This window comes from Caldimonas manganoxidans ATCC BAA-369, from assembly GCF_000381125.1.
GTDB classification, from domain to species: domain Bacteria; phylum Pseudomonadota; class Gammaproteobacteria; order Burkholderiales; family Burkholderiaceae_C; genus Caldimonas; species Caldimonas manganoxidans.
This window is the reverse complement of the sequence record NZ_KB905932.1, coordinates 162,295-182,594: the sequence shown is the minus strand read 5'-3', so window position 1 is coordinate 182,594 and position 20,300 is coordinate 162,295. Positions and strand designations below refer to the sequence as shown.

The window sequence follows — 20,300 nt, the reverse complement described above, 5'->3', positions numbered from 1 at the left end:
GGCGAGCGGCTTCAAGGCAGCAGCCGCTCGCCGCCAAAGAGCTCGGCCGGCTGCTCGCGCTGTCGTACCAAATGCGCCTGGTCGCCGACGACCAGCACCTCGGCGGCCCGTCCACGGGTGTTGTAGTTGCTGGCCATGCTCATGCCATAAGCCCCTGCCGACAGCACGGCCAGCCGGTCCCCGGGTTGCACGGCCAGCCAGCGGTCGCGGCCCAGCCAGTCGCCCGATTCGCACACCGGCCCCACCACGTCATAGCGCTGCGCCGGGTCTGGGCGCTGGCGGCACGGCACGATGGCCATCGTGGCCTCATACATGGCCGGGCGCATCAAATCGTTCATCGCGGCATCGACGATGCAGAAGTTCTTTTCATCTCCCGGCTTGAGGTAGAGCGTCTCGGTCAGCAGCACGCCGGCATTGCCCACCAGCGAGCGCCCGGGCTCGAACATCAGCATGCGGTGACCCTGGCCGCGCGCATCCAGACGGGCCAGCAAAGCACCGATCAGATCGTCCGCCCCCGGTGGGTGTTCATCGGTGTAGGTGATGCCCAAGCCACCGCCCAGGTCCAGGTGATGCAGCGCGATGCCTTGGGCCTCGATCGCCTCGACCAAATCGAGCACGCGGTCCAGCGCGTCCAGATACGGGGCGATTTCGGTGATTTGCGAGCCGATGTGACAGTCGATCCCCACGATGGACAGGCCCGGCAAAGCCGCGGCCCGGCAGTAGGTGCTCACGGCGCGGCCATGGGCCACGCCGAACTTGTTCGATTTCAACCCGGTGGAAATGTAGGGATGGGTGCCTGCATCCACATCGGGGTTCACGCGCAGACTCACGCGCGCCTCGATCCCTTCTTGCACGGCCACGGCCGACAGCACCTCCAGCTCGGCTTCGCTTTCCACATTGAAGCACTTCACGCCGGCCCGCAGCGCTGCGCGCATTTCCTCGCGGGTCTTGCCCACGCCGGAGAACACCACGCGATCGGCACTTGCGCCAGCGGCCAGCACGCGCTCGAGCTCGCCGCCGGAGACGATGTCGAAACCACATCCGGCGCGTGCGAAGGTCTGCAGCACGGCCAGATTGGAATTGGCCTTCACCGCGTAGCAGATCAGATGATCGCGGCCGGCCAAAGCGGATTGATAGGGCGCCAGCGCCGCCAGCATCGCGGCCTGCGAGTACACATACAGCGGGGTGCCGAAACGATCGGCCAAGGCCGTCAGCTCACAGCCGTCGAGATACAGCGACTCGCCCCGGTAGGCGAGAAAAGGAGCGCCGGGCAATTTCATTGGGGACGTGAGGCAGAAGGGGAGGAGGCAGCGGGCGCCGAAGCCGGCCCGGCGGCGGCAGTGGCCGCCGGGGACGCGGCAGGCAGGTACAGCGGCCCCTTCTGGCCGCAGGCCGATAGGCCTACTGGCAGGAGCGTCAGCGCAGCGGCCGCTAGAATGATTGCCCGTTTCGACATGCGCGGATTCTATCGGCGATGGCCCTCGACCCCACCCCCTTGAGCGACAGCGAATACCACGAACGCGCGCAAGCCGTGCTCGCCACGGTGGAAGCCTGGGTGGACCGCCTGCTCGAAGACGATGTGATCGACATCGACACCCACCGCACCGGGGGCTTGCTCGAACTCGTCTTTCCTAGTGGAGCCAAGCTGGTTCTCAACACCCAGCCGCCCTTGCACGAAATCTGGCTGGCGGCCCGCTCTGGGGGCTATCACTACAAGTATGTCCAAGGCCGCTGGCTCGATACCCGAGACGGTGGCGAGTTCTTCGAGCGGCTCGTGCAGTGCGCCAGCGACTTGGCGGGTCAGCCCTTGCCCCCTCCGGCGCGCTGAGGCGGGCGACGCGGCCCGTGGAGGAGGGCGCACGAGGCGCCCTGTCGGGTCATCGACCCGGTCCGATCACGGCCTGAACAAGTCCAGGATGCTGCGCCGTTCCTCTTCCGGGGTGGGGGTGGAACTCGGTGCCGGCGAGGAGTCCATGCCCAGACTCGTGACCCCGGCGCCGTGGGCGTATTCCTCGTAGAACCATTCGCCGCCGGCTTGGACCAACCCTGGCGGTGGGTCGAGCTCGCTGACGGGTACACCCTTGAGTGCCGTGGCCATGTAGTCGATCCACACCGGCAGCGCCAGGCCGCCGCCGGTTTCGCGTTCGCCCAGTTTGCGCGGCGTGTCATAGCCGATCCACACCACGGCCACCACCTGGGGCTGGTAGCCGGCGAACCAAGCGTCCATGGCGTCGTTGGTGGTGCCGGTCTTGCCGTACAGGTCGGGCCGCTTCAGCGTGGCCTGGGCCCGGGCCGCCGTGCCGCTGCGGGTGACTTCTTGCAGCAGACTGCTCATCACGAAGGCATTGCGTGGATCGATCGCGCGCATCGACTCGTCCAGCGGCGCGGGGGCATGCTCCACGAGCACCCGGCCGCGGTTGTCGGTGACTTTGGTGATCAGCGAGGGCGGCACCCGGTAGCCGCCATTGGCGAATACCGCATAGGCAGCGGCCATTTGCAGCGGGGTGACCGAACCGGCGCCCAGGGCCAGCGTCAGATAAGGCGGGTGGCGTTCTGGGTCGAAGCCAAAGCGCGTCGCCCATTCCTGCGCATAGGCCGGGGTGATGGCTTCCAATATCCGAATGGACACCATGTTCTTCGAGCGGGCGAGCGCTCGACGCAGCGACATCGGCCCATCGAAAGTGCCATCGTAGTTTTTGGGTTCCCAGGGCTTGCTGCCGGTGGTCGACGCGTCATAGAACAGCGGCGCGTCATTGACCACCGTGGCCGGGGTGAATCCGCGCTCCAGCGCAGCCGAGTAAATGAAGGGCTTGAAGCTCGAGCCGGGTTGGCGCCAGGCCTGGGTGACATGGTTGAAGCGGTTCTTGGCGTAGTCGAAGCCGCCGACCAGCGCGCGAATCTGGCCCGTGCGCGGGTCGAGCGAGACGAAGGCCCCTTCCACCTCGGGCAGTTGCGTGATCGACCAGCCCGCGCGGCCCAAATCGATGACCCGAATCACCGAGCCCACACGGATCTGGATGTTCGGTTTGGCCTTGGGGGACAGGCCGGACTGGGCCGGACGCAGGCCCTCGCCTTGCACCGTGACGGTTTGCCCGTCGGCCAGCATGGCCACGACCTTCTTCGGGTCGACCTCGAGCACGACGGCGGCGCGCACTTCGTCATTGTCTGGGTGCTCCACCAGCGCCTCGGCCACCCGGGCATCGATCTGGTCCGGGTCCTTGGGCAGATCCACATGGCCTTCGGGGCCGCGATACCACTGACGGCGCTCGTAATCCATGATGCCTTTGCGCAGCGCGCGATAGGCGGCGGCCTGCTCGTCCGAGCGGATCGTGGTGTAGACGTTCAGCCCCCGTGTGTAGCTCTCTTCGCCATACTGGTTGTGGATGAGCTGACGGGCGGTTTCGGCCACGTACTCGGCATGCACCGGCAGGGCCGCAGCCTGCCGGTAGCGCAGCACCTCGGCCTTGGCTGCTGCGTGTTGTTCTTCCGTGATGAAACCGTTGTCCAGCATGCGGTCGATGATGTACTGCTGGCGCACCCGCGCACGCGGCGGGTTGCGGATCGGGTTGTAGGCCGTGGGCGCCTTGGGCAGACCGGCCAGCATCGCTGCCTCGGCGATGCTGATGTCTTTCAGATCCTTGCCGAAATAGATCTCCGCGGCGGCAGCAAAGCCATAGGCCCGCTGGCCGAGGTAAATCTGGTTCATGTAGAGCTCGAGGATCTCGTCCTTGCTCAACAGGCTCTCGATCTTGAGCGCCAGCAGCACCTCGTAGATCTTGCGGGTAAGAGTTTTCTCGGAAGACAGATAGAAATTGCGGGCCACCTGCATCGTGATCGTCGAGGCGCCTTGGCTGCCGACCGAACCGAAGTTGGCCAGGGCTGCCCGCAACATGCCCTTGTAATCGATGCCGCTGTGATCGTAGAAACGCGCATCCTCGATGGCCAAGACCGCGTGTTTCATCACCGCGGGGATCTGCTCGATCGGCACGAACTTGCGGCGCTCCTCACCGAACTCCCCCAGCAGCACGCCGTCGGCGGAGAACACCCGCATCGGCAGCTTGGGTCGATAGTCGGTCAGGCCATCGATGTCAGGCAGATTGGGGTAAGCCACGGCCAGCGCGATGGCCGCCAGCATTGCGCCAGCGGCTGTGGCGGCGGCCATCAGCCCCAACGCCCAGGCGACTAAACGGGCCGTCCATCGAGCCCAGGAGGGCCCAGCAGAGCGACCCTGCGGCGAAGACGAGCGGGAAGATTCAGACATGCATGCGCTTTCGATGGGCCGCTACGCAAAGAGCGGACAAGCCGGCCCCGGGCCAGCATTTGCCCCGGCGCCGTGCGCCGCGGGGGCGGTGGGCCGCCGATGCGAGGATTATAGGAACAGCCCTGCGGCGGCGACGGCTGCGTGGACGATATCCGCCGCGCATGCGCGCCGCATTCGGACACAGTTTGTTTCAATCTCGAGGCGGGCTCAGGGTTCTCCCGCAAGCCGGGTTTTGGCGTTCACTTTTGGCAACGGAAACAAACGTTCAAACCGTGAAAAAATCTTTGTTGCACAAAGGGTTTACTGCTAGCATTGAAGTAACTTATTAACAATCCGGCGCACCTTTCCTGCCGTTGGGGGACTCCGTGAGCTTTCTTGACGTTTTGCTGGGCCGCAAGCATCCGCCGCTTGTCGGGCTGGACATCAGCTCGTCCAGCGTGAAGCTGGTCGAGCTGGGGCAGACTGCTTCTGGCGAATACGTCGTCGAACGTTTCGCGACCGAGAGTTTCGAAAAGGGCTGGATCGCCGATGGCCAGATCGAGAAGTTCGACGAGGTGGCCGAGGCGGTACGCCGCGTGGTGGTCAAGAGCGGCACACGCACCAAGCATGTGGCCATGGCCATGCCACAGTCCTCGGTGATCACCAAGAAGATCGTGCTGCCGGCGGGCTTGCGTGAAGAAGAGCTCGAAATGCAAGTCGAGTCCGAAGCCAACCAATACATTCCCTTCTCGCTCGATGAGGTCAGCCTGGACTTTTGCGTGATCGGCCCCAGCCCCACCTCGGCGGGCGATGTGGAAGTGTTGATCGCTGCGTCCCGCAAAGACCGGGTGCAGGACCGTCAGGGCTTGGCCGAGGCCGCAGGGCTCAAGCCGGTGGTGCTCGACATCGAATCACATGCCTCGCGCTTGGCCGTCAGCCGCCTGATCCGGGCCTTGCCCAACGAAGGGCGCGACATGCTGGTGGCTTTGTTCGAAATCGGCGCCGAGACCACGAGCCTGAAAGTGCTGCGAGACGATGAGCTGCTGTACGACCGTGACCAAGCCTTTGGCGGCAGCCAGCTCACCCAGCTGATTTCCCGCCAGTACGGCTTCTCGTTCGAGGAGGCCGAGCAGAAGAAGCTCGCCGGGGACCTGCCCGAGGACTACGAGCAAACCATCCTCAATCCTTTCGTGGACAGCATGGCCCAGGAAGTCGGCCGCGCGCTGCAGTACTTCTTCACCAGCACGCCGCATCACAAGGTGCACTACGTGATGCTGGCCGGTGGCAGCGCCGCCTTGCCCGGCCTGAAGGAGCGCGTCACCGCGCAGACCGGCTTCGCCTCGATGATCGTCAATCCCTTCGAAGGCATGAAGCTCGGCTCCAGCGTGCGTGAGAGCAAGCTGCGCCGGGAGGCGCCGTCCTACCTGACGGCGTGCGGCTTGGCGATGCGGAGGTTCCTGCAATGATCCTCATCAACCTGCTTCCCCACCGGGAAGAAAAACGCCGCCGCCGCAAGCAAGCCTTTTTTGCCGTTCTGGGCTTCTCGGCCTTGGGCGGGGCGCTCATCGTGGCACTGTGGTATGCCGTGCTGCAACAAATGATCTCCACCCAGCAAGAGCGCAACGCCTTCTTGCAGCAGGAAATCGCCAAGCTCGACGAGCAGATCAAAGACATTGCCAACCTGCGCGCGGAGATCGAAGCGCTCAAGGCGCGGCAGCGGGCCGTGGAGGATTTGCAGACCGATCGCAACATGCCCGTGCACCTGCTCAACGAGTTGGTGCGCCAAACGCCCGAAGGCGTGTACCTGACGGCCATCCGACAAGATGGGCAGGCCGTGTCCATCAACGGGGTGGCTCAGACCAACGAGCGCGTGTCCGAGATGTTGCGCAACACGGCTTACAACTCCACGTGGCTGGAGCGTCCCGAGCTCATCGAGATCAAGGCGGCCAACGTGCGCACCGATGGGCGCGAACAGCGCCGGCTCTTCGAATTTTCGATGCGCGTGTCGCTCAAGCGTCCGCAGGATGCTTCGGCGCCGGCTGCGGCGGCCAGCGCGCCGGTGGGTTCGCCTTCTTGAGGAAGACGTCATGGCCAAAGCAAACCTCAATTTGAGCGAGCTGTCGGACGAGATCGCCTCGCAGTTCCGGGGGCTGGATCCGAACGAGCCCGGCCAGTGGCCCATCCTCCCGCAGGTGACCGTGTGGCTGCTGGCGGCCGTCGCCGTGGTGGTGCTGGGGTGGTTTCTGGTGCTGACGGGCGAATCCGACCTGCTGGAGGCCGAGCGCAACCGCGAGCCCGAATTGAAACAGACCTACCGCAGCAAGCTGGCCCAGGCGGTCAACCTGGGCGAGCTGCGCAAGCAGCGCCTGCAGGTGCAGGAATACGTCACCCAGCTCGAGAAGCAACTGCCGGGCAAGGCCGAGATGGACGCCTTGCTGTCGGACATCAACCAGGCCGGTCTGGGTCGGGCCTTGCAGTTCGAGTTGTTCCGTCCTGGCCAAGTGGTCGTCAAGGACTATTACGCCGAACTGCCCATCGCGATCCGCGTGACCGGTCGCTACCATGACATCGGCGCCTTCACGGCCGACATCGCCAATCTCTCGCGTATCGTGACCTTGCACGGCCTCAACGTGGCCGTGCCCAAGGCTGGCGATGCCAGCGGGGCGCTGGCCATGGAAGCGACGGCGCGCACCTACCGCTATCTGGATCCGTCGGAGATCGAAGCACAGCGCAAGGCCAAGGCCGAGGCTGCCAAGCAGGGGGGCAAGAAATGATCTTCCGGTCGATGATGTCGCGCGCCGTGCCCGTGGTGGCCGCACTGGCTGCCCTGTCGGGCTGCGGCGGGCCGCAGGATGAGTTGCAGGCGTGGATGGAGCAGCAAAAGCGCGAGGTGCAGCCCCGCGTCGTTCCGCTGGATCCCCCCAAGACCTTCAACCCTCAGGCCTATGTGGCCGCCGACGGGGTCGATCCCTTCAGCGTCCAGAAGCTGTCCGTGGCGCTCAAGCAGGAGGCCCGCCAACCCAACTCGCTGATTGCTGCCGAGCTCAACCGGCGGCGCGAACCGCTCGAGGCCTATCCCCTGGACAGCATGACCATGGTCGGCAGTGTGTCCCGTCAGGGGCGCCAGTACGCCTTGCTGCGCGTGGACAACCTGCTCTACCAGGTCAAGGTGGGCGACTACCTGGGGCAAAACTACGGCCGCATCACCCGTATCACCGAGACGGAGGTTTCTCTCCGGGAGATCGTTCAGGACGCCGCTGGTGAGTGGATCGAGCGCACCAGCAGCCTGCAGCTTCAGGAGAAGACCCAATGAGAACCATGCAGCAACACACCAAGAGGAAGAACCTGCGCATCGGCGCCCTGGGGCTGGTCTTGTTCGTGGCACCGGTGTTGGCCTTGGCCCAGGCGGCCATCCGCTCGATCAGCGCCAGCCAGAGTGCGGGCGCCGAAGTCGTGCGCATCGAGTTGTCCCAACCGCTGCAGGCCGTGCCCAATGGCTTTACCGTGCAGACCCCGCCGCGCATCGCCATCGACCTGCCGGGCGTCTCCAGTGAGCTGCCGCGCTCCAACCTGGACATCAATCAGGGCAATGTGCGCTCGGCGGTCGTGGCCCAGTCGGGCGAGCGCACCCGCATCGTGCTCAACCTGAAGCAGCCGGCCAGCTACACCGCGCAGCTCCAAGGCAATGCTTTGCTGCTGGTGCTGGAAAACACCGCGCAGGCGGCCGCTGCCGCAGGCAGCACCGTGCATTTCGCCCCCAGCGCCAACGAGACCGTGCAGGCCTTGCGCGGCATTGATTTCCGCCGCGGTGCCGCAGGTGCGGGTCGCGTGGTGGTCGATTTGCCCAGCACCCAGGTCGGCGTGGACATTCGGCAGCAAGGTGCGAACCTGGTCGTGGAGTTCCCGCGCACGAGCCTGCCCGACAGCTTGCGCCGTCGCTTGGACGTGACCGATTTTGGCACCCCGGTGCAGACGGTCACCGCCACGCAAGTCGGTGACATGGTGCGGATGGTCGTCCAGCCGTTCGGCAACTGGGAGCACAGCGCCTACCAAACCGACAATCAGTTCGTGCTGGAGGTGCGGCCGCAGAAGGAAGATCCCAACCGTCTGGTGCAAGGCCCCAGCTTCCAGGGCGAGAAGCTCTCGCTGAACTTCCAGAACATCGAGGTGCGTTCACTGTTGCAGGTGATCGCCGATTTCACCAACTTCAACGTCGTGACCAGCGACTCCGTGACCGGCAATGTCACGCTGCGCTTGCGCGACGTGCCCTGGGATCAGGCCCTGGAAATCATTTTGCAGGCCAAGGGACTGGGCTACCGCAAGACTGGCAACGTGCTGTGGGTGGCGCCCAAAGATGAAATCGCGGCCAAAGAGAAGCTCGAACTGGAGGCCAAGGCCCAGATCGCCCAGCTCGAACCCTTGCGCACCCAGTCCTTCCAGCTCAACTATGCCAAGGCCACCGACGTGGTGCGCAGCTTGGTCGGCTCCGGCGGTGGGGCCGGTGTGCCCGGGGCGCCGGGCGGTGGCGCTGGCGGCATGCGCATCCTCACGCCGCGCGGCAGCGTCATAGCCGAGCCGCGCACCAACCAGCTGTTCATCACGGACATCGCCTCCAAGCTGGAAGAAGTGCAACAGCTCATCAGCAAGATCGACATTCCAGTGCGGCAGGTCATGATCGAGGCGCGCATCGTCGAGGCCGATGACAGCTTTGGCCGCCAGTTGGGGGTGAAGCTGGGCGCGACCGACTTGCGCGGGATCCGGGGCGGCACGCCGGGCTGGAGCCTGGGGGGCAACAACCGCATCGGCATCGGCGGCACCTACCTCGGCATCGGCGAGCAAACCCTGCAAACCGCCGTCACCGGGGGAAGCTACATCCCGAACAGCTATTTCGTGAACCTGCCGGCGCAGTCCATCGATGGGGCCAATCCGGCGTCGCTGGCGCTGTCTTTGTTCAGCTCCACGGCCAACCGTTTTCTCAATCTGGAGATTTCGGCCCTGGAAGCCGATGGGCGCGGTCGCGTCGTGTCCAGCCCGCGCGTCATCACGGCCGACCAGGTGACCGCGCTGATCGAGCAGGGCACCGAGCTGCCCTATCAGAACGCCACCTCCAGCGGTGCTACCAGCGTGGAATTCCGCAAGGCCAGCCTCAAGCTCGAGGTCAAACCGCAGATCACGCCCGAAGGCGGCATCATCCTGGATGTAGACGTCAACAAAGACACCCCGGGCATCCTGACGCCCGGCGGCTATGCGATCGACACCAAGCATGTGAAGACCCAAGTGCTGGTGGAAAACGGCGGCACGGTCGTGATCGGCGGCATCTTCACGATGAGCGAGCGTGAGGACGTCAGCAAGGTGCCCTTGCTGGGAGACATCCCGGTGTTGGGCCACCTGTTCAAGCAGCGCGGCACGTCTCGCGAGAAAACCGAGTTGTTGGTCTTCCTCACCCCGCGCATCGTCTCCGAGCGCGGCGGGGTGCAGTGAGGGCGCGCTGGCGCGTGTTGACCGCACACACGCATGTCGGCTGAGGCAAATACATTCAAAGGTCTTTCAATGGCTGGTATCGCAAAACGATTGAGGGATGTGGGGGCGATCGTCGCCGCGGCGATGGTGCTGGGGGCCTGTGGCGGCGGAGGAGGAAGCGCAGGGGATCCTTTGTATGGTGGAGGCTCGGGGTCCGGATCCGGCTCGGGATCGGGTAGCGGCGGAAGCTCCTCTGGCGGAGGGATTTCGGATGTCAGCACCAACGTCCCCACGCAAAAATCGTTGTCGATTTCGGCGGAAAAGTACGCGTTGGACTGGTCGATCGATGGTGATGAGACAACGATTTCCGTCCGTGTGACCGATACCGCAGGCAACCCGGTGCCAGAAGGCACGCGGGTGCAGTTTTCCACCGAAGGCGGTCAGATCCAGACGTCCTGTACCTTGTCTGGGGTGACAGGAACGAGCGCGAACATCAGCGCATGCAGCGTGACCTTTGCGACGCAGAACCGGCGGCCTGCCGATGGTTTCGTGACGATCCTGGCCTGGTTGGATGGCGAAGAGGCCTATGTCGATGTGAATGGCAACGGTCGCTACGACTCTGGCGAACCTTTCTGGGATGCGGGTCGATTGTTCCGCGATGACAATGAAAGCGAAGCTTACGAATCCGGGTTCGATGAGCTCAACCTTGGCGCGACGGCCTCGGGTTCTTTGGGTATCGGGACGGTGGCCTGTTCTTTCCCGACGGCATATCCCAACTATCTGAACAGCAACTCCATTCCGCGGTCTGTTCCTGATACGTGTGATGGGGTGTGGGGCCGCTCAATCATTCGCACGCGCATCGTGCTTCCGGTGTCGGATCCACGTTTTATGGGGCTGGAGGCCACCGGCGCGCCGGCGGAAGTTCGTTTGTACTCGGACTTTGGGACCAACCGCACTGCTGCGCCTGCTGGGACGACCCTGTCCGTGCAGGGGGCGCCCAGTGGGTGCACGATTTCCGTGTCTCCGGCGCAAGTGAGCAATGGGGATGTCTACCCAACGGTGCATCGTCTCGTTGGTTCGGGCACTTCTTGTTCGGGGGCTTCAGCGACGGTCGTCGCCAAGTTTGGTACTTTCGAAAGCAATCTGGTGACAGTGACGCTGCCTTGAGGCCGCGGTGATGCCGAGTCGCCACCGTTCCACGGTTGCCTGACCATTGCAGACAAGACCAGGCTCTGTCGAATCCACCGTGCCCAGGCCGGTGGCCCTGGTGGGCTTGCCCGGCAGTGGCAAGTCCACCATTGGGCGCCAGCTGGCGCGGCGCTTGGGCGCTGATTTCATCGATACCGATGTGTTGATCGAAAAGCGCTTGGGCGAGACCATCCGGGCTTTTTTCGAACGCGAAGGCGAAGACCGGTTTCGACAGATCGAGCACGATATCTTGCGCGAGCTTTTGGCCGAGCCTCGTGGCGGTGTGCTGGCCACCGGTGGCGGCATCGTGCTGCGTGCAGACAATCGGCGGCTTTTGTCGCAAGGGGCCACGGTGGTGTACCTGCGGTCCTCGCCAGAGGACTTGGCGCGTCGCTTGCGCCATGACCGTCAACGGCCTTTGCTGCAGGTGGCCAATCCCTTGGCCAAGTTGCGCGAACTGTACCGGGTGCGTGACCCGTTGTACCGCGAGGTGGCGCATTTCTCGGTGGAGACGGGGCGGCCCTCGGTGGCCCTGTTGACCCAAACCATTGCCACGCAGCTGGAGTTGAGCGGCCGGTGGCCCTTGTCGGCCGAGGGCGCTTGACGATCCACTACACTGCGGCGCATGCAAGAACGCGGTCTCGTATCCCCGGTGTTTCAGACGTTGACGGTCGAACTGGCCGAGCGCAGCTATTCCATCCTGATCGGCCCCGGTCTGCTGGCGTCGTCGGACAGCTATGCGGGGCTGCCGCACAGCCGGACGGCGGCCATCGTCAGCAACGAGACGGTCGCGCCCTTGTATGCCGAGCGTTTGGCCAGCGCCTTGGCGGCTCGGCATGAACGGGTGATCCAGATCGTGTTGCCCGATGGCGAGGCGTACAAAGACTGGCCGACGCTGGACCGCATCTTCGATGCCTTGCTGGCCGCAGGCTGCGATCGCAAAACGGTGTTGTATGCACTGGGCGGCGGGGTGATCGGCGACATGACCGGCTTTGCCGCGGCTTGTTTCATGCGTGGGGTGCCCTTCGTGCAAGTGCCCACGACGCTGCTGGCGCAGGTGGATTCTTCGGTCGGCGGCAAGACGGCGATCAACCACCCGCGCGGCAAGAACATGATCGGTGCGTTCTATCAGCCGCTGCGGGTGGTGTGCGATCTGGATGTGCTCGACACCCTGCCCGCGCGTGAGCTGTCGGCCGGCTTGGCCGAAGTGATCAAGTACGGGCCGATCGCCGACCCGGCATTTCTGGACTGGATCGAGGCCCACATCGATGCTTTGCGCGCCCGCGACAAGGCTGCGCTGGCCTATGCAGTGCGTCGCTCTTGTGAGATCAAGGCCCAAGTGGTGGGGCAGGACGAGCGGGAGTCCGGCTTGCGCGCGATCCTGAACTTCGGCCACACCTTCGGGCATGCGATCGAGGCCGGGCTGGGCTACGGCCAATGGCTGCATGGCGAGGCAGTGGGCTGCGGCATGGTGATGGCCAGCGAGCTGTCGGCCCGCCTGGGCGGGATGCCCGATGGCTTCGTCCAGCGCATGCGTGGGCTGATCGAGCGCGCCGGCTTGCCAGTGGTGGGCCCCGGCTTGGGGGTGCCGCGTTACCTCGAGCTGATGCGGGTGGACAAGAAGAACGAAGGCGGGGAGATCCGCTTCGTCGTCATCGAGGCCCTGGGGCGTGCGGCAGTGCGTGCGGTGCCCGAGGCCCTGGTGGCCGAAGTGATCGAGGCCTGCACGGCCTGAACTCCGATGCAGGACGCCATGCTCGCCCCCTATGCGTGCGATCCGGCCCGCTCGCGGGGGCGGCGTCATCCCGAGCCGGATGCGCCGACTCGCAACGCGTTCCAGCGCGATCGCGACCGCATCGTGCACAGCACCGCGTTCCGGCGTCTGGTCTACAAGACCCAGGTCTTCCTGAACCACGAGGGCGATTTGTTTCGCACCCGTCTGACGCATTCGCTGGAAGTGGCCCAATTGGGCCGATCCATCGCCCGGGTGCTAGGGCTGCACGAGGATTTGGTCGAGGCGATTGCGCTGGCGCATGATCTGGGCCACACGCCGTTCGGCCATGCTGGGCAAGACGCCTTGAACGAATGCATGCGCGAGGACGGTGGCTTCGAGCACAACCTGCAGAGCCTGCGGGTGATCGACGAGCTGGAGGAGCGCTATCCGGGCTTCGATGGTTTGAATCTGAGTTTCGAGACCCGCGAAGGCGTGCTCAAGCATTGCTCGCGCGCGAATGCTCAGCGCTTGGGGGAGGTGGGGCGACGTTTTCTGGATGGCACGCGGCCCAGTCTGGAAGCCCAGCTGTGCAATCTGGCCGACGAAATCGCTTACAACGCGCACGACATCGATGACGGCGTGCGCTCGGGGCTGTTGCGATTCGAGCAACTGGACGAGGTGCCCTTGGTGGCACGTTACCGGCATGCGGTGTTGCGTGAGCATCCTGATCTGCCGGCCAAGCGGGTGCTGGCCGAGGCGATCCGCCGGATGTTGTCGGACCAGGTGTATGACGTCATCGATGCGACGCGTGCGGCTTTGGCCATCCATCGACCCAAGGATGTGGACGAAGTGCGTGCCTTGCCGGTGTTGGTGAGCTTCAGCGCGGCCATGCGCGCCCAAAGCGATGAACTGAAGCGTTTCTTGCGCGCCAATCTCTATCGCCATCCGCAGGTGGTGGAGACCACCGAACGCGGCAAGCAAGTGGTGCGGGAGTTGTTCGCCGCCTATGAGCAAGATCCGCGGGAGATGCCGGCCGATCACTGGCGCGATGGGCGCAAGGGGCGCCGGGCGATTGCCGACTATATCGCGGGCATGACCGATCGTTTTGCCATCCGCGAGCACGAGCGCTTGACGGGGCGGCGACTGTTTTGATCAGGGGGTGGCGAAACGCCACACCCCGTCGTCTGCGCGTTGGCGCTGCAGGCGGCCCTCGAACCACAAGGCGTGCAAATGGGCCAGGGCCTCGCCCATGGCAAACGTGGTTTGGTGCAGATCGAGCGGGCGCTTGAACATGACGCCCAGCAGGTCGGCCGCGCTGCGCGGAGACTGACGACAGGCCTGCATCACTTCGTGCAGGCGTTCGGCATGGTGCGCCTGCAACTGCCGCACCCGCTCGTGCAGTCCGAGGAAGGGGCGCCCGTGCGAGGGCAGGACCAAGGTGTGTTCGTGCAAGCTGCACAGGCTTTGGATCGAGGCAAGGTACAGCGGCAGGGGGTTGCCTTCCGGTTCGAGGTCGAAGACGCTGACATTGGTGGAGATGCGCGGCAGCAGCATGTCTCCGGCAATCAGCATCGGGCCGCCGTCTTCGGTGTACAGCGAGATGTGCTCCGGGGCATGGCCATGGCCGGCAATGCATCGCCAAGCGCGATCGCCGATGCGCAGGACTTGGCCGTCCATCAGGCGGCGGAACTGCTCGGGGACCTGCGGCACCATCGAGGCGTAGTAATTGCCACGTTGGCGCACCTGTTCGATCGATGCCGGTTCGGTGAGGCCGTGGCTGGCAAAAAAAGCGGCGGCGGCCTCTCCGCCGTGCCCCTCGGCGCGCAGGCTTGCCGCGCGTGCGGCATGGTAGTCCGTCGCGCTGATCCACATTCGGCACTGAAAACGCGCGGTCAGCCAGTGGGCCAGGCCGATGTGGTCGGGGTGCATGTGCGTGACGATCACACGCAGCACGGGCAGCCCGTCGAGCTCCTGGGCGAAGATCCGTTCCCAGGCCTGGCGTGTCGTTTCGTTGGCGATGCCGCAGTCCACCAGCGTCCAGCCTTCTCGGCCGTCGAGCCGGTCGCGCAGCAGCCACAGATTGATGTGGTCCAGCGCAAAGGGCAGGCCCATGCGCACCCAGCGCAAGCCTGGGGCCACCTCCAGGCTGCCAGCCGGCGGCGGCAGGCGTTCCCCCAGCGGGTAGTGCAGACGCTGTTCCTGCGGGTTCATTCGCTACACTTTACGTAAACGTCATTCGTTCCAGTATAGGCAGGCATGGCCAATTCTGCTGTCACCCCCGCGTCGCCCACCTACACCATCAGTGAGTTGGCGCGTGAATTCGATCTGACCACGCGCGCCATCCGCTTTTACGAAGACTGCGGGCTGCTCAGTCCGCAGCGCAGCGGCCCGAACGGGCGCAACCGCATCTACACCGCGCGCGACCGTACGCGGCTGAAGCTGACCTTGCGCGGCAAGCGGCTGGGCTTGAGCCTGGCCGAAATCAAGGAACTGGTGGACATGTACGAGTCGCCCCGCGACACCGTGCCCCAGTTGAAGAAGTTTCTGGTCGTGCTGGCGGCCCATCGGGAGCAGCTCGAACAGCAGCTGGCCGATTTGCAGGTGACACTGGAGGAAGTGAGCAGCCACGAACGCGAGGCGCGGCGTTTGTTGAACGAATTCGAGCGCAAGAAACGCGCCTGACACCCCTGGGCCGGGCGGCGGCGGTGGAGGCCATAATTGACGTTTACGTCAACGTCAATTAGGCTGTGGGTTTTCGCCGTCGAGGCCGAAGGAGTGTGCCATGTCCCGTGCGCATGAGTGGGTGCCGGCCGACCCGGACTTCGCTGCCCGGGTGCGGGCTTCGTTCGCGCGCCAAGCGGTGATGGCTACGCTGGGCATCGGGCTGGAAGAAGTGCAAGCCGGGCGGGTGGTGTTGACGATGCGTCACCGGCAAGACTTGACTCAGCAGCATGGTTTTTTGCATGCCGGTGTGGTGTCCACCGCACTGGACTCGGCCTGCGGCTATGCCGCGTTTTCCCTGATGCCGGCGCAGGCCGGGGTGCTGACCATCGAATTCAAGGTGAACCTGCTGGCGCCTGCGCGCGGGCCGGACTTTCGCATCGAGGCCGAGGTCACCAAGGCCGGCCGCAGCATTTCGGTGGTCGATGGCCGGGCCTTGGAAGTCGGTGCGGCCGGCTCGCGCCTGGTGGCCACGATGACCGCCACGCTGATGACCGTGCTCGGACGCCCCGACGTGCAGCATTGAGCGGCCAGCAGCGAAGTTTTCGTAGACGAAGGAACCATGACCATGCAAGTGCCCGGACTCAACTTTCAGCTTGGCGAAGACATCGACGCGCTGCGCGAGGCGGTGCACACCTTCGCGCAGGCCGAGATCGCCCCGCGCGCGGCCGAGATCGACCGCACGGACCAGTTCCCGATGGACCTGTGGCGCAAGATGGGCGAGCTGGGCGTGCTGGGCATCACGGTGGAAGAAGCCTATGGCGGGGCGGCCATGGGCTATTTGGCCCACATGGTCGCGATGGAGGAGATCAGCCGCGCCAGCGCTTCGGTGGGTCTGTCGTACGGGGCGCACTCCAACCTGTGCGTCAACCAGATCCGGCGCAATGGCACCGAGGCCCAAAAGCGCAAGTACCTGCCCAAGCTGATCAGCGGTGAGCATGTGGGCGCGCTGGCCATGAGCGAGCCCGGCGCCGGCTCGGATGTGGTGAGCATGAAGCTGCGCGCCGAGGACAAGGGCGGCTACTACCTGCTCAATGGCAGCAAGATGTGGATCACCAATGGGCCCGATGCCGATACCTTGGTGGTCTATGCCAAAACCGAGCCCGAGCTGGGCGCCCGCGGCATCACGGCGTTCATCGTCGAGAAGGGCATGAAGGGCTTTTCGGTGGCGCAAAAGCTCGACAAGCTGGGCATGCGTGGCAGCCACACCGGTGAGCTGGTGTTCGACAACGTCGAGGTGCCGGCGGACAATGTCTTGGGCGCGGTCAACGGTGGTGCCAAGGTGCTGATGAGCGGCCTGGACTATGAGCGCGCGGTGCTGGCCGCTGGGCCGGTGGGCATCATGCACGCGGTGATGGACAACGTCATCCCGTACATCCACGATCGCAAGCAGTTTGGCCAGAGCATTGGTGAGTTCCAACTCATCCAAGGCAAGCTGGCCGACATGTACACCACGCTGCAGGCGGCGCGCGCCTTCTTGTACACCGTGGGCAAGAACTTGGATCGATTGGGCAGCGAGCATGTGCGCCAGGTGCGCAAGGACTGCGCCAGCGTGATCCTGTGGTGCGCCGAGAAGGCCACCTGGATGGCCGGAGAAGGCATCCAGATCTTCGGCGGCAATGGGTACATCAATGAGTATCCCTTGGGCCGGCTGTGGCGCGATGCCAAGCTGTACGAAATCGGCGCGGGCACCAGCGAGATCCGGCGCATGCTGATCGGGCGGGAGTTGTTCGCCGAGACGATGTGAGGGCGGCCGCAGACGCTGCGGCTTGCACACGGTCGGGCCGATCCTTTGCACAATACGTTGGCGTCGATCGGGAAGGCGGGCGCCAGCGCAGGCCTTCTGCGTCGAACGTCGATGGCGCGTCGGCCGTGGCGCGGCTGGGCCGTCAGGGAGGGCTCAGCGCGGCAGCCGTCGCAGGGCAGCCCTTTTTCGGAGATCAGGATGTTCCCTCAGAAGCTCACGGATCCGCGCGCGTTTCACATTGCCGCGGCCCTGCTGGAGGGTTTCAATCGGCACTACCGTCTGTTTCGCCAGACCAGCATCGAGGCCAAGCGCCGCTTCGAGTTGGCCGACTGGCATGGCCAGCAGCGCGCGCAGCGCGAGCGCATCGAGTTCTACGACAAGCGTGTGGCCGAGGCGGTGGAGCGCTTGCAGCGGGAGTTCAGCGCCCATGAGCTGCCGATGGACGTGTGGCACCAGGTCAAGCTGCACTACATCGGTTTGCTGACCAATCATTTGCAGCCCGAGCTGGCCGAGACCTTCTTCAACTCGGTGACGACCAAGATCTTGCACCGTAGTTACTTCCACAACGATTTCATCTTCGTGCGTCCGGCGATCTCGACCGAATACCTCGAGAACGACGAGCCGGGCTCGCAGCCGACCTACCGCGCCTATTACCCGACCCGCGAGACCCTGCGCGAGACGCTGCTGCGGGTGGTGACGAATTTTCAGCTGGCCGTGGAGTTCGAGGACCTGGGGCGCGATGTGGACTTCGTGTTGCAGGCCATGCGCAGGGAGTTTGGCGACGTGCGGCTGCGCACGAACTTCCAGCTGCAGGTGTTGTCGTCGCTGTTCTTCCGCAACAAGGGAGCCTATATCGTCGGCAAGATCGTCAACGGGTTTCGCGAGATTCCGTTTGCGCTGCCGATTTTGCACACCTCGCGGCGCCAGTTGGTCATCGATGCAGCCTTGTTCGGCGAGGACGACCTGCAGATGCTCTTCAGCTTCGCGCGGGCCTATTTCATGGTGGACATGGAAATCCCGGCCGCGTATGTGCAATTCTTGCGTTCGCTGATGCCTCGCAAGCCGCGGTCGGAGATCTACAACGCGCTGGGTCTGCACAAGCAGGGCAAGAACCTGTTCTATCGCGATTTTCTCTACCACTTGAGGCATTCCAGCGACCGCTTCCGTATCGCGCCGGGCATCAAGGGCATGGTCATGTTGGTGTTCGACCTGCCTTCGTTTCCTTATGTGTTCAAGGTCATCAAGGATTTCTATCCGCCGCAGAAAGACACCTCGCGCGAGCTGATCCAGCGCAAATACTTGCTGGTCAAGACACACGACCGCGTCGGGCGCATGGCCGACACGTTGGAGTATTCGAACGTGGCGTTTCCGCGTTCGCGTTTCGAAGACGAGCTGGTGGCTGAATTGAAGCATTTTTGCGGCAGCCAGATCGAAGAAGATGGCGACGATCTGGTCATTCGTCATTTGTACATCGAGCGGCGCATGATTCCGCTCAACATCTACTTGCAGGAAGCCTCGCCAGCACAAATCGAGCACGCGGTGATCGAGTATGGCAACGCCATCAAAGACCTGGTGGCGGCCAACATCTTCCCGGGCGACATGCTCTGGAAGAACTTCGGCGTCACGCGGCATGGCAAAGTGGTGTTTTACGACTACGACGAGATCGAATACCTCACCGACTGCAATTTCCGCAAGGTGCCCCAGCCGCGTACCGAGGAAGAAGAGTTGTCGGGCGAGGTGTGGTACAGCGTGGGGCCGAAAGATGTCTTCCCGGAAACCTTTGGGCCCTTTTTGCTGAGCAACCCGACCGTGCGCGAGGTGTTCATGCGTCACCACGCCGAATTGCTCGACCCGGCCTATTGGCAGGCGCACAAGGAGCGCATCCTGGCCGGCCATGTCCACGACGTGTTCCCTTACGAGGCGCACAAGCGCTTCGTCCGGCTGCGTCAGGCGCAGCCGCCCTCATCGCCCCAGGCGGCCGGCCATCCTGCTGCGGTGTCCTGAGGCTTGACCCATTCCCCGTGTTTCCCGAAGGAGAGCATCATGTCCGACCCCATCGTCATCGTTTCTGCGGCCCGCACCCCGATCGGGGGCTTGCTGGGTGATTTCGCTGGTCTGCAAGCCTGGGAACTGGGGGCCGTGGCCATTCGCGCGGCGGTCGAGCGCGCCGGCATCGAGCCGGCGGCCGTGGACGAGGTGCTCATGGGCAACTGCCTGATGGCCGGTCAGGGCCAGGCCCCGGCGCGTCAGGCTGCGCGTCGCGCCGGCCTGCCCGATACGGCCGGTGCGGTCACGCTGTCGAAGATGTGCGGCTCGGGCATGCGCGCGATGATGTTCGCGCACGACATGCTGGCCGCCGGCAGCGCCGATGTGATGGTGGCCGGCGGCATGGAAAGCATGACCAATGCGCCGCACTTGGCGTTCATCCGCAAAGGGCAGAAGTATGGCGCGACGGCGTTCTACGACCACATGGCGCTGGACGGCCTGGAGGACGCCTACGAGCGTGGCAAGGCCATGGGCGTGTTCGCCGAAAGCTGTGTGGCCAAGTACGGTTTCAGCCGGCAGGCGCAGGATCAATACGCCATCACCTCCACCGAGCGGGCTCGTCGCGCCAATGAGGACGGCAGCTTCGCCTGGGAGATCGTGCCGGTGTCGGTGCCGGGCAAGGGCGGCGAGGTGAGCATCACCCAGGACGAGCAGCCCGCCAAGGCCAAGCTGGACAAGATTCCGAGCCTCAAGCCGGCCTTCAAGAAAGACGGCAGCATCACGGCGGCCACTTCGTCGAGCATCTCCGATGGTGCGGCGGCGTTGGTGATGATGCGCCAGTCCACCGCGGCCAAGTTGGGCGTCAGGCCGCTGGCACGCATCGTGGCCCACAGTCTGCATGCCCAGGCGCCCGAATGGTTCACCACGGCTCCGGTGGGCGCCATCGACAAGGTGCTGAAGAAAGCCGGCTGGGTGGCCAAAGACGTGGATCTGTGGGAGATCAACGAAGCGTTTGCCGCGGTGACCATGGCGGCGATGACCGAGCACAAGCTGCCGCACGAGAAGGTCAATGTCAACGGCGGGGCCGTGGCGCTGGGCCATCCCATCGGCGCCAGCGGTGCGCGCATCGTCGTGACGCTGCTTGGGGCCTTGCGTCAACGTGGCTTGAAGAAGGGCGTGGCCTCGCTGTGCATCGGCGGCGGGGAAGCCACGGCCATCGCGGTGGAAATGCTTTGACGGGGTGA

At 64.5% G+C, this 20,300-nt stretch carries 19 protein-coding genes; 15 read left to right on the top strand and 4 right to left on the bottom strand.

All coding sequences use genetic code 11. From position 1 onward, the window contains the following. Positions 1-11 precede the first annotated feature (11 nt). Both lysA and lptM read right to left on the bottom strand, forming a co-directional pair. Positions 12-1,280 (bottom strand): diaminopimelate decarboxylase, encoded by a 1,269-nt coding sequence (lysA, locus tag F615_RS0103835; protein ID WP_019559853.1) that lies wholly within the window; start codon positions 1,278-1,280, stop codon positions 12-14. After that, on the bottom strand, positions 1,277-1,456 hold the full coding sequence (lptM, locus tag F615_RS20375) for an LPS translocon maturation chaperone LptM (RefSeq protein ID WP_245558313.1): 180 nt from the start codon (positions 1,454-1,456) through the stop codon (positions 1,277-1,279). The genes lysA and lptM overlap by 4 nt, the downstream gene beginning before the upstream one ends. 18 nt (positions 1,457-1,474) lie before the next feature. Between lptM and cyaY the strand changes: the two genes are divergently transcribed. Continuing rightward, entirely contained in the window at positions 1,475-1,828 is a 354-nt protein-coding gene (gene cyaY, locus F615_RS0103830; RefSeq protein WP_019559852.1) for an iron donor protein CyaY, read from the top strand. 66 nt (positions 1,829-1,894) lie between these two features. On the opposite strand, the gene F615_RS0103825 is transcribed toward cyaY, so the two are convergent. Beyond that, a complete protein-coding gene (locus tag F615_RS0103825; RefSeq protein WP_033370908.1) occupies positions 1,895-4,261 on the bottom strand; it encodes a penicillin-binding protein 1A in 2,367 nt (788 codons plus the stop codon). A 365-nt stretch (positions 4,262-4,626) separates the two neighbouring features. Here F615_RS0103825 and F615_RS0103820 point away from each other — a divergent pair, with 365 nt between their 5' ends. The 9 genes from F615_RS0103820 to F615_RS0103780 all read left to right on the top strand — a co-directional run bounded on the left by F615_RS0103820 (position 4,627) and on the right by F615_RS0103780 (position 13,754). Further along, on the top strand, positions 4,627-5,706 hold the full coding sequence (locus F615_RS0103820; protein ID WP_026329990.1) for a pilus assembly protein PilM: 1,080 nt from the start codon (positions 4,627-4,629) through the stop codon (positions 5,704-5,706). Beyond that, a complete protein-coding gene (locus tag F615_RS0103815; protein ID WP_019559849.1) occupies positions 5,703-6,317 on the top strand; it encodes a PilN domain-containing protein in 615 nt (204 codons plus the stop codon). The genes F615_RS0103820 and F615_RS0103815 overlap by 4 nt, the downstream gene beginning before the upstream one ends. A 10-nt stretch (positions 6,318-6,327) precedes the next feature. Continuing rightward, positions 6,328-7,014, top strand: coding sequence for a type IV pilus inner membrane component PilO (locus F615_RS0103810; protein WP_019559848.1), 687 nt, complete (start codon positions 6,328-6,330; stop codon positions 7,012-7,014). Positions 7,015-7,025: 11 nt separating this feature from the next. Next, positions 7,026-7,553 carry a pilus assembly protein PilP gene (locus F615_RS0103805; protein ID WP_033370924.1) on the top strand — a complete coding sequence of 176 codons (528 nt, stop codon included), beginning with the start codon at positions 7,026-7,028 and terminating at the stop codon, positions 7,551-7,553. A gap of 5 nt (positions 7,554-7,558) precedes the next feature. Then, a complete protein-coding gene (locus F615_RS0103800; protein ID WP_019559846.1) occupies positions 7,559-9,721 on the top strand; it encodes a type IV pilus secretin PilQ in 2,163 nt (720 codons plus the stop codon). 33 nt (positions 9,722-9,754) lie between these two features. Then, positions 9,755-10,867, top strand: coding sequence for a hypothetical protein (locus tag F615_RS20265; RefSeq protein ID WP_156824528.1), 1,113 nt, complete (start codon positions 9,755-9,757; stop codon positions 10,865-10,867). Between the two features lie 79 nt (positions 10,868-10,946). Continuing rightward, positions 10,947-11,492 carry a shikimate kinase gene (locus F615_RS20370; protein WP_232300966.1) on the top strand — a complete coding sequence of 182 codons (546 nt, stop codon included), beginning with the start codon at positions 10,947-10,949 and terminating at the stop codon, positions 11,490-11,492. Between the two features lie 21 nt (positions 11,493-11,513). Further along, complete coding sequence (gene aroB, locus F615_RS0103785; RefSeq protein ID WP_019559843.1) at positions 11,514-12,623, top strand: 3-dehydroquinate synthase; 1,110 nt, start codon at positions 11,514-11,516, stop codon at positions 12,621-12,623. 6 nt (positions 12,624-12,629) lie between these two features. Further along, on the top strand, positions 12,630-13,754 hold the full coding sequence (locus F615_RS0103780; RefSeq protein WP_019559842.1) for a deoxyguanosinetriphosphate triphosphohydrolase: 1,125 nt from the start codon (positions 12,630-12,632) through the stop codon (positions 13,752-13,754). Here F615_RS0103780 and F615_RS0103775 read toward each other — a convergent pair whose 3' ends face one another. After that, positions 13,755-14,813: an MBL fold metallo-hydrolase gene (locus tag F615_RS0103775; protein WP_019559841.1), complete on the bottom strand. Its 1,059-nt coding sequence runs from the start codon at positions 14,811-14,813 to the stop codon at positions 13,755-13,757. Positions 14,814-14,858: 45 nt separating this feature from the next. Here F615_RS0103775 and F615_RS0103770 point away from each other — a divergent pair, with 45 nt between their 5' ends. From F615_RS0103770 to F615_RS0103750, 5 genes are all read left to right on the top strand, one after another. Further along, a complete protein-coding gene (locus tag F615_RS0103770; RefSeq protein WP_019559840.1) occupies positions 14,859-15,284 on the top strand; it encodes a MerR family transcriptional regulator in 426 nt (141 codons plus the stop codon). A 100-nt stretch (positions 15,285-15,384) separates the two neighbouring features. Further along, positions 15,385-15,849 carry a PaaI family thioesterase gene (locus tag F615_RS0103765; protein WP_019559839.1) on the top strand — a complete coding sequence of 155 codons (465 nt, stop codon included), beginning with the start codon at positions 15,385-15,387 and terminating at the stop codon, positions 15,847-15,849. Positions 15,850-15,891: 42 nt separating this feature from the next. Further along, positions 15,892-17,070: an isovaleryl-CoA dehydrogenase gene (locus F615_RS0103760; RefSeq protein WP_211211780.1), complete on the top strand. Its 1,179-nt coding sequence runs from the start codon at positions 15,892-15,894 to the stop codon at positions 17,068-17,070. A gap of 198 nt (positions 17,071-17,268) precedes the next feature. Then, complete coding sequence (gene aceK, locus F615_RS0103755) at positions 17,269-19,074, top strand: bifunctional isocitrate dehydrogenase kinase/phosphatase (protein WP_019559837.1); 1,806 nt, start codon at positions 17,269-17,271, stop codon at positions 19,072-19,074. Between the two features lie 39 nt (positions 19,075-19,113). Next, on the top strand, positions 19,114-20,292 hold the full coding sequence (locus F615_RS0103750) for an acetyl-CoA C-acyltransferase (RefSeq protein WP_019559836.1): 1,179 nt from the start codon (positions 19,114-19,116) through the stop codon (positions 20,290-20,292). Positions 20,293-20,300 lie beyond the last annotated feature (8 nt).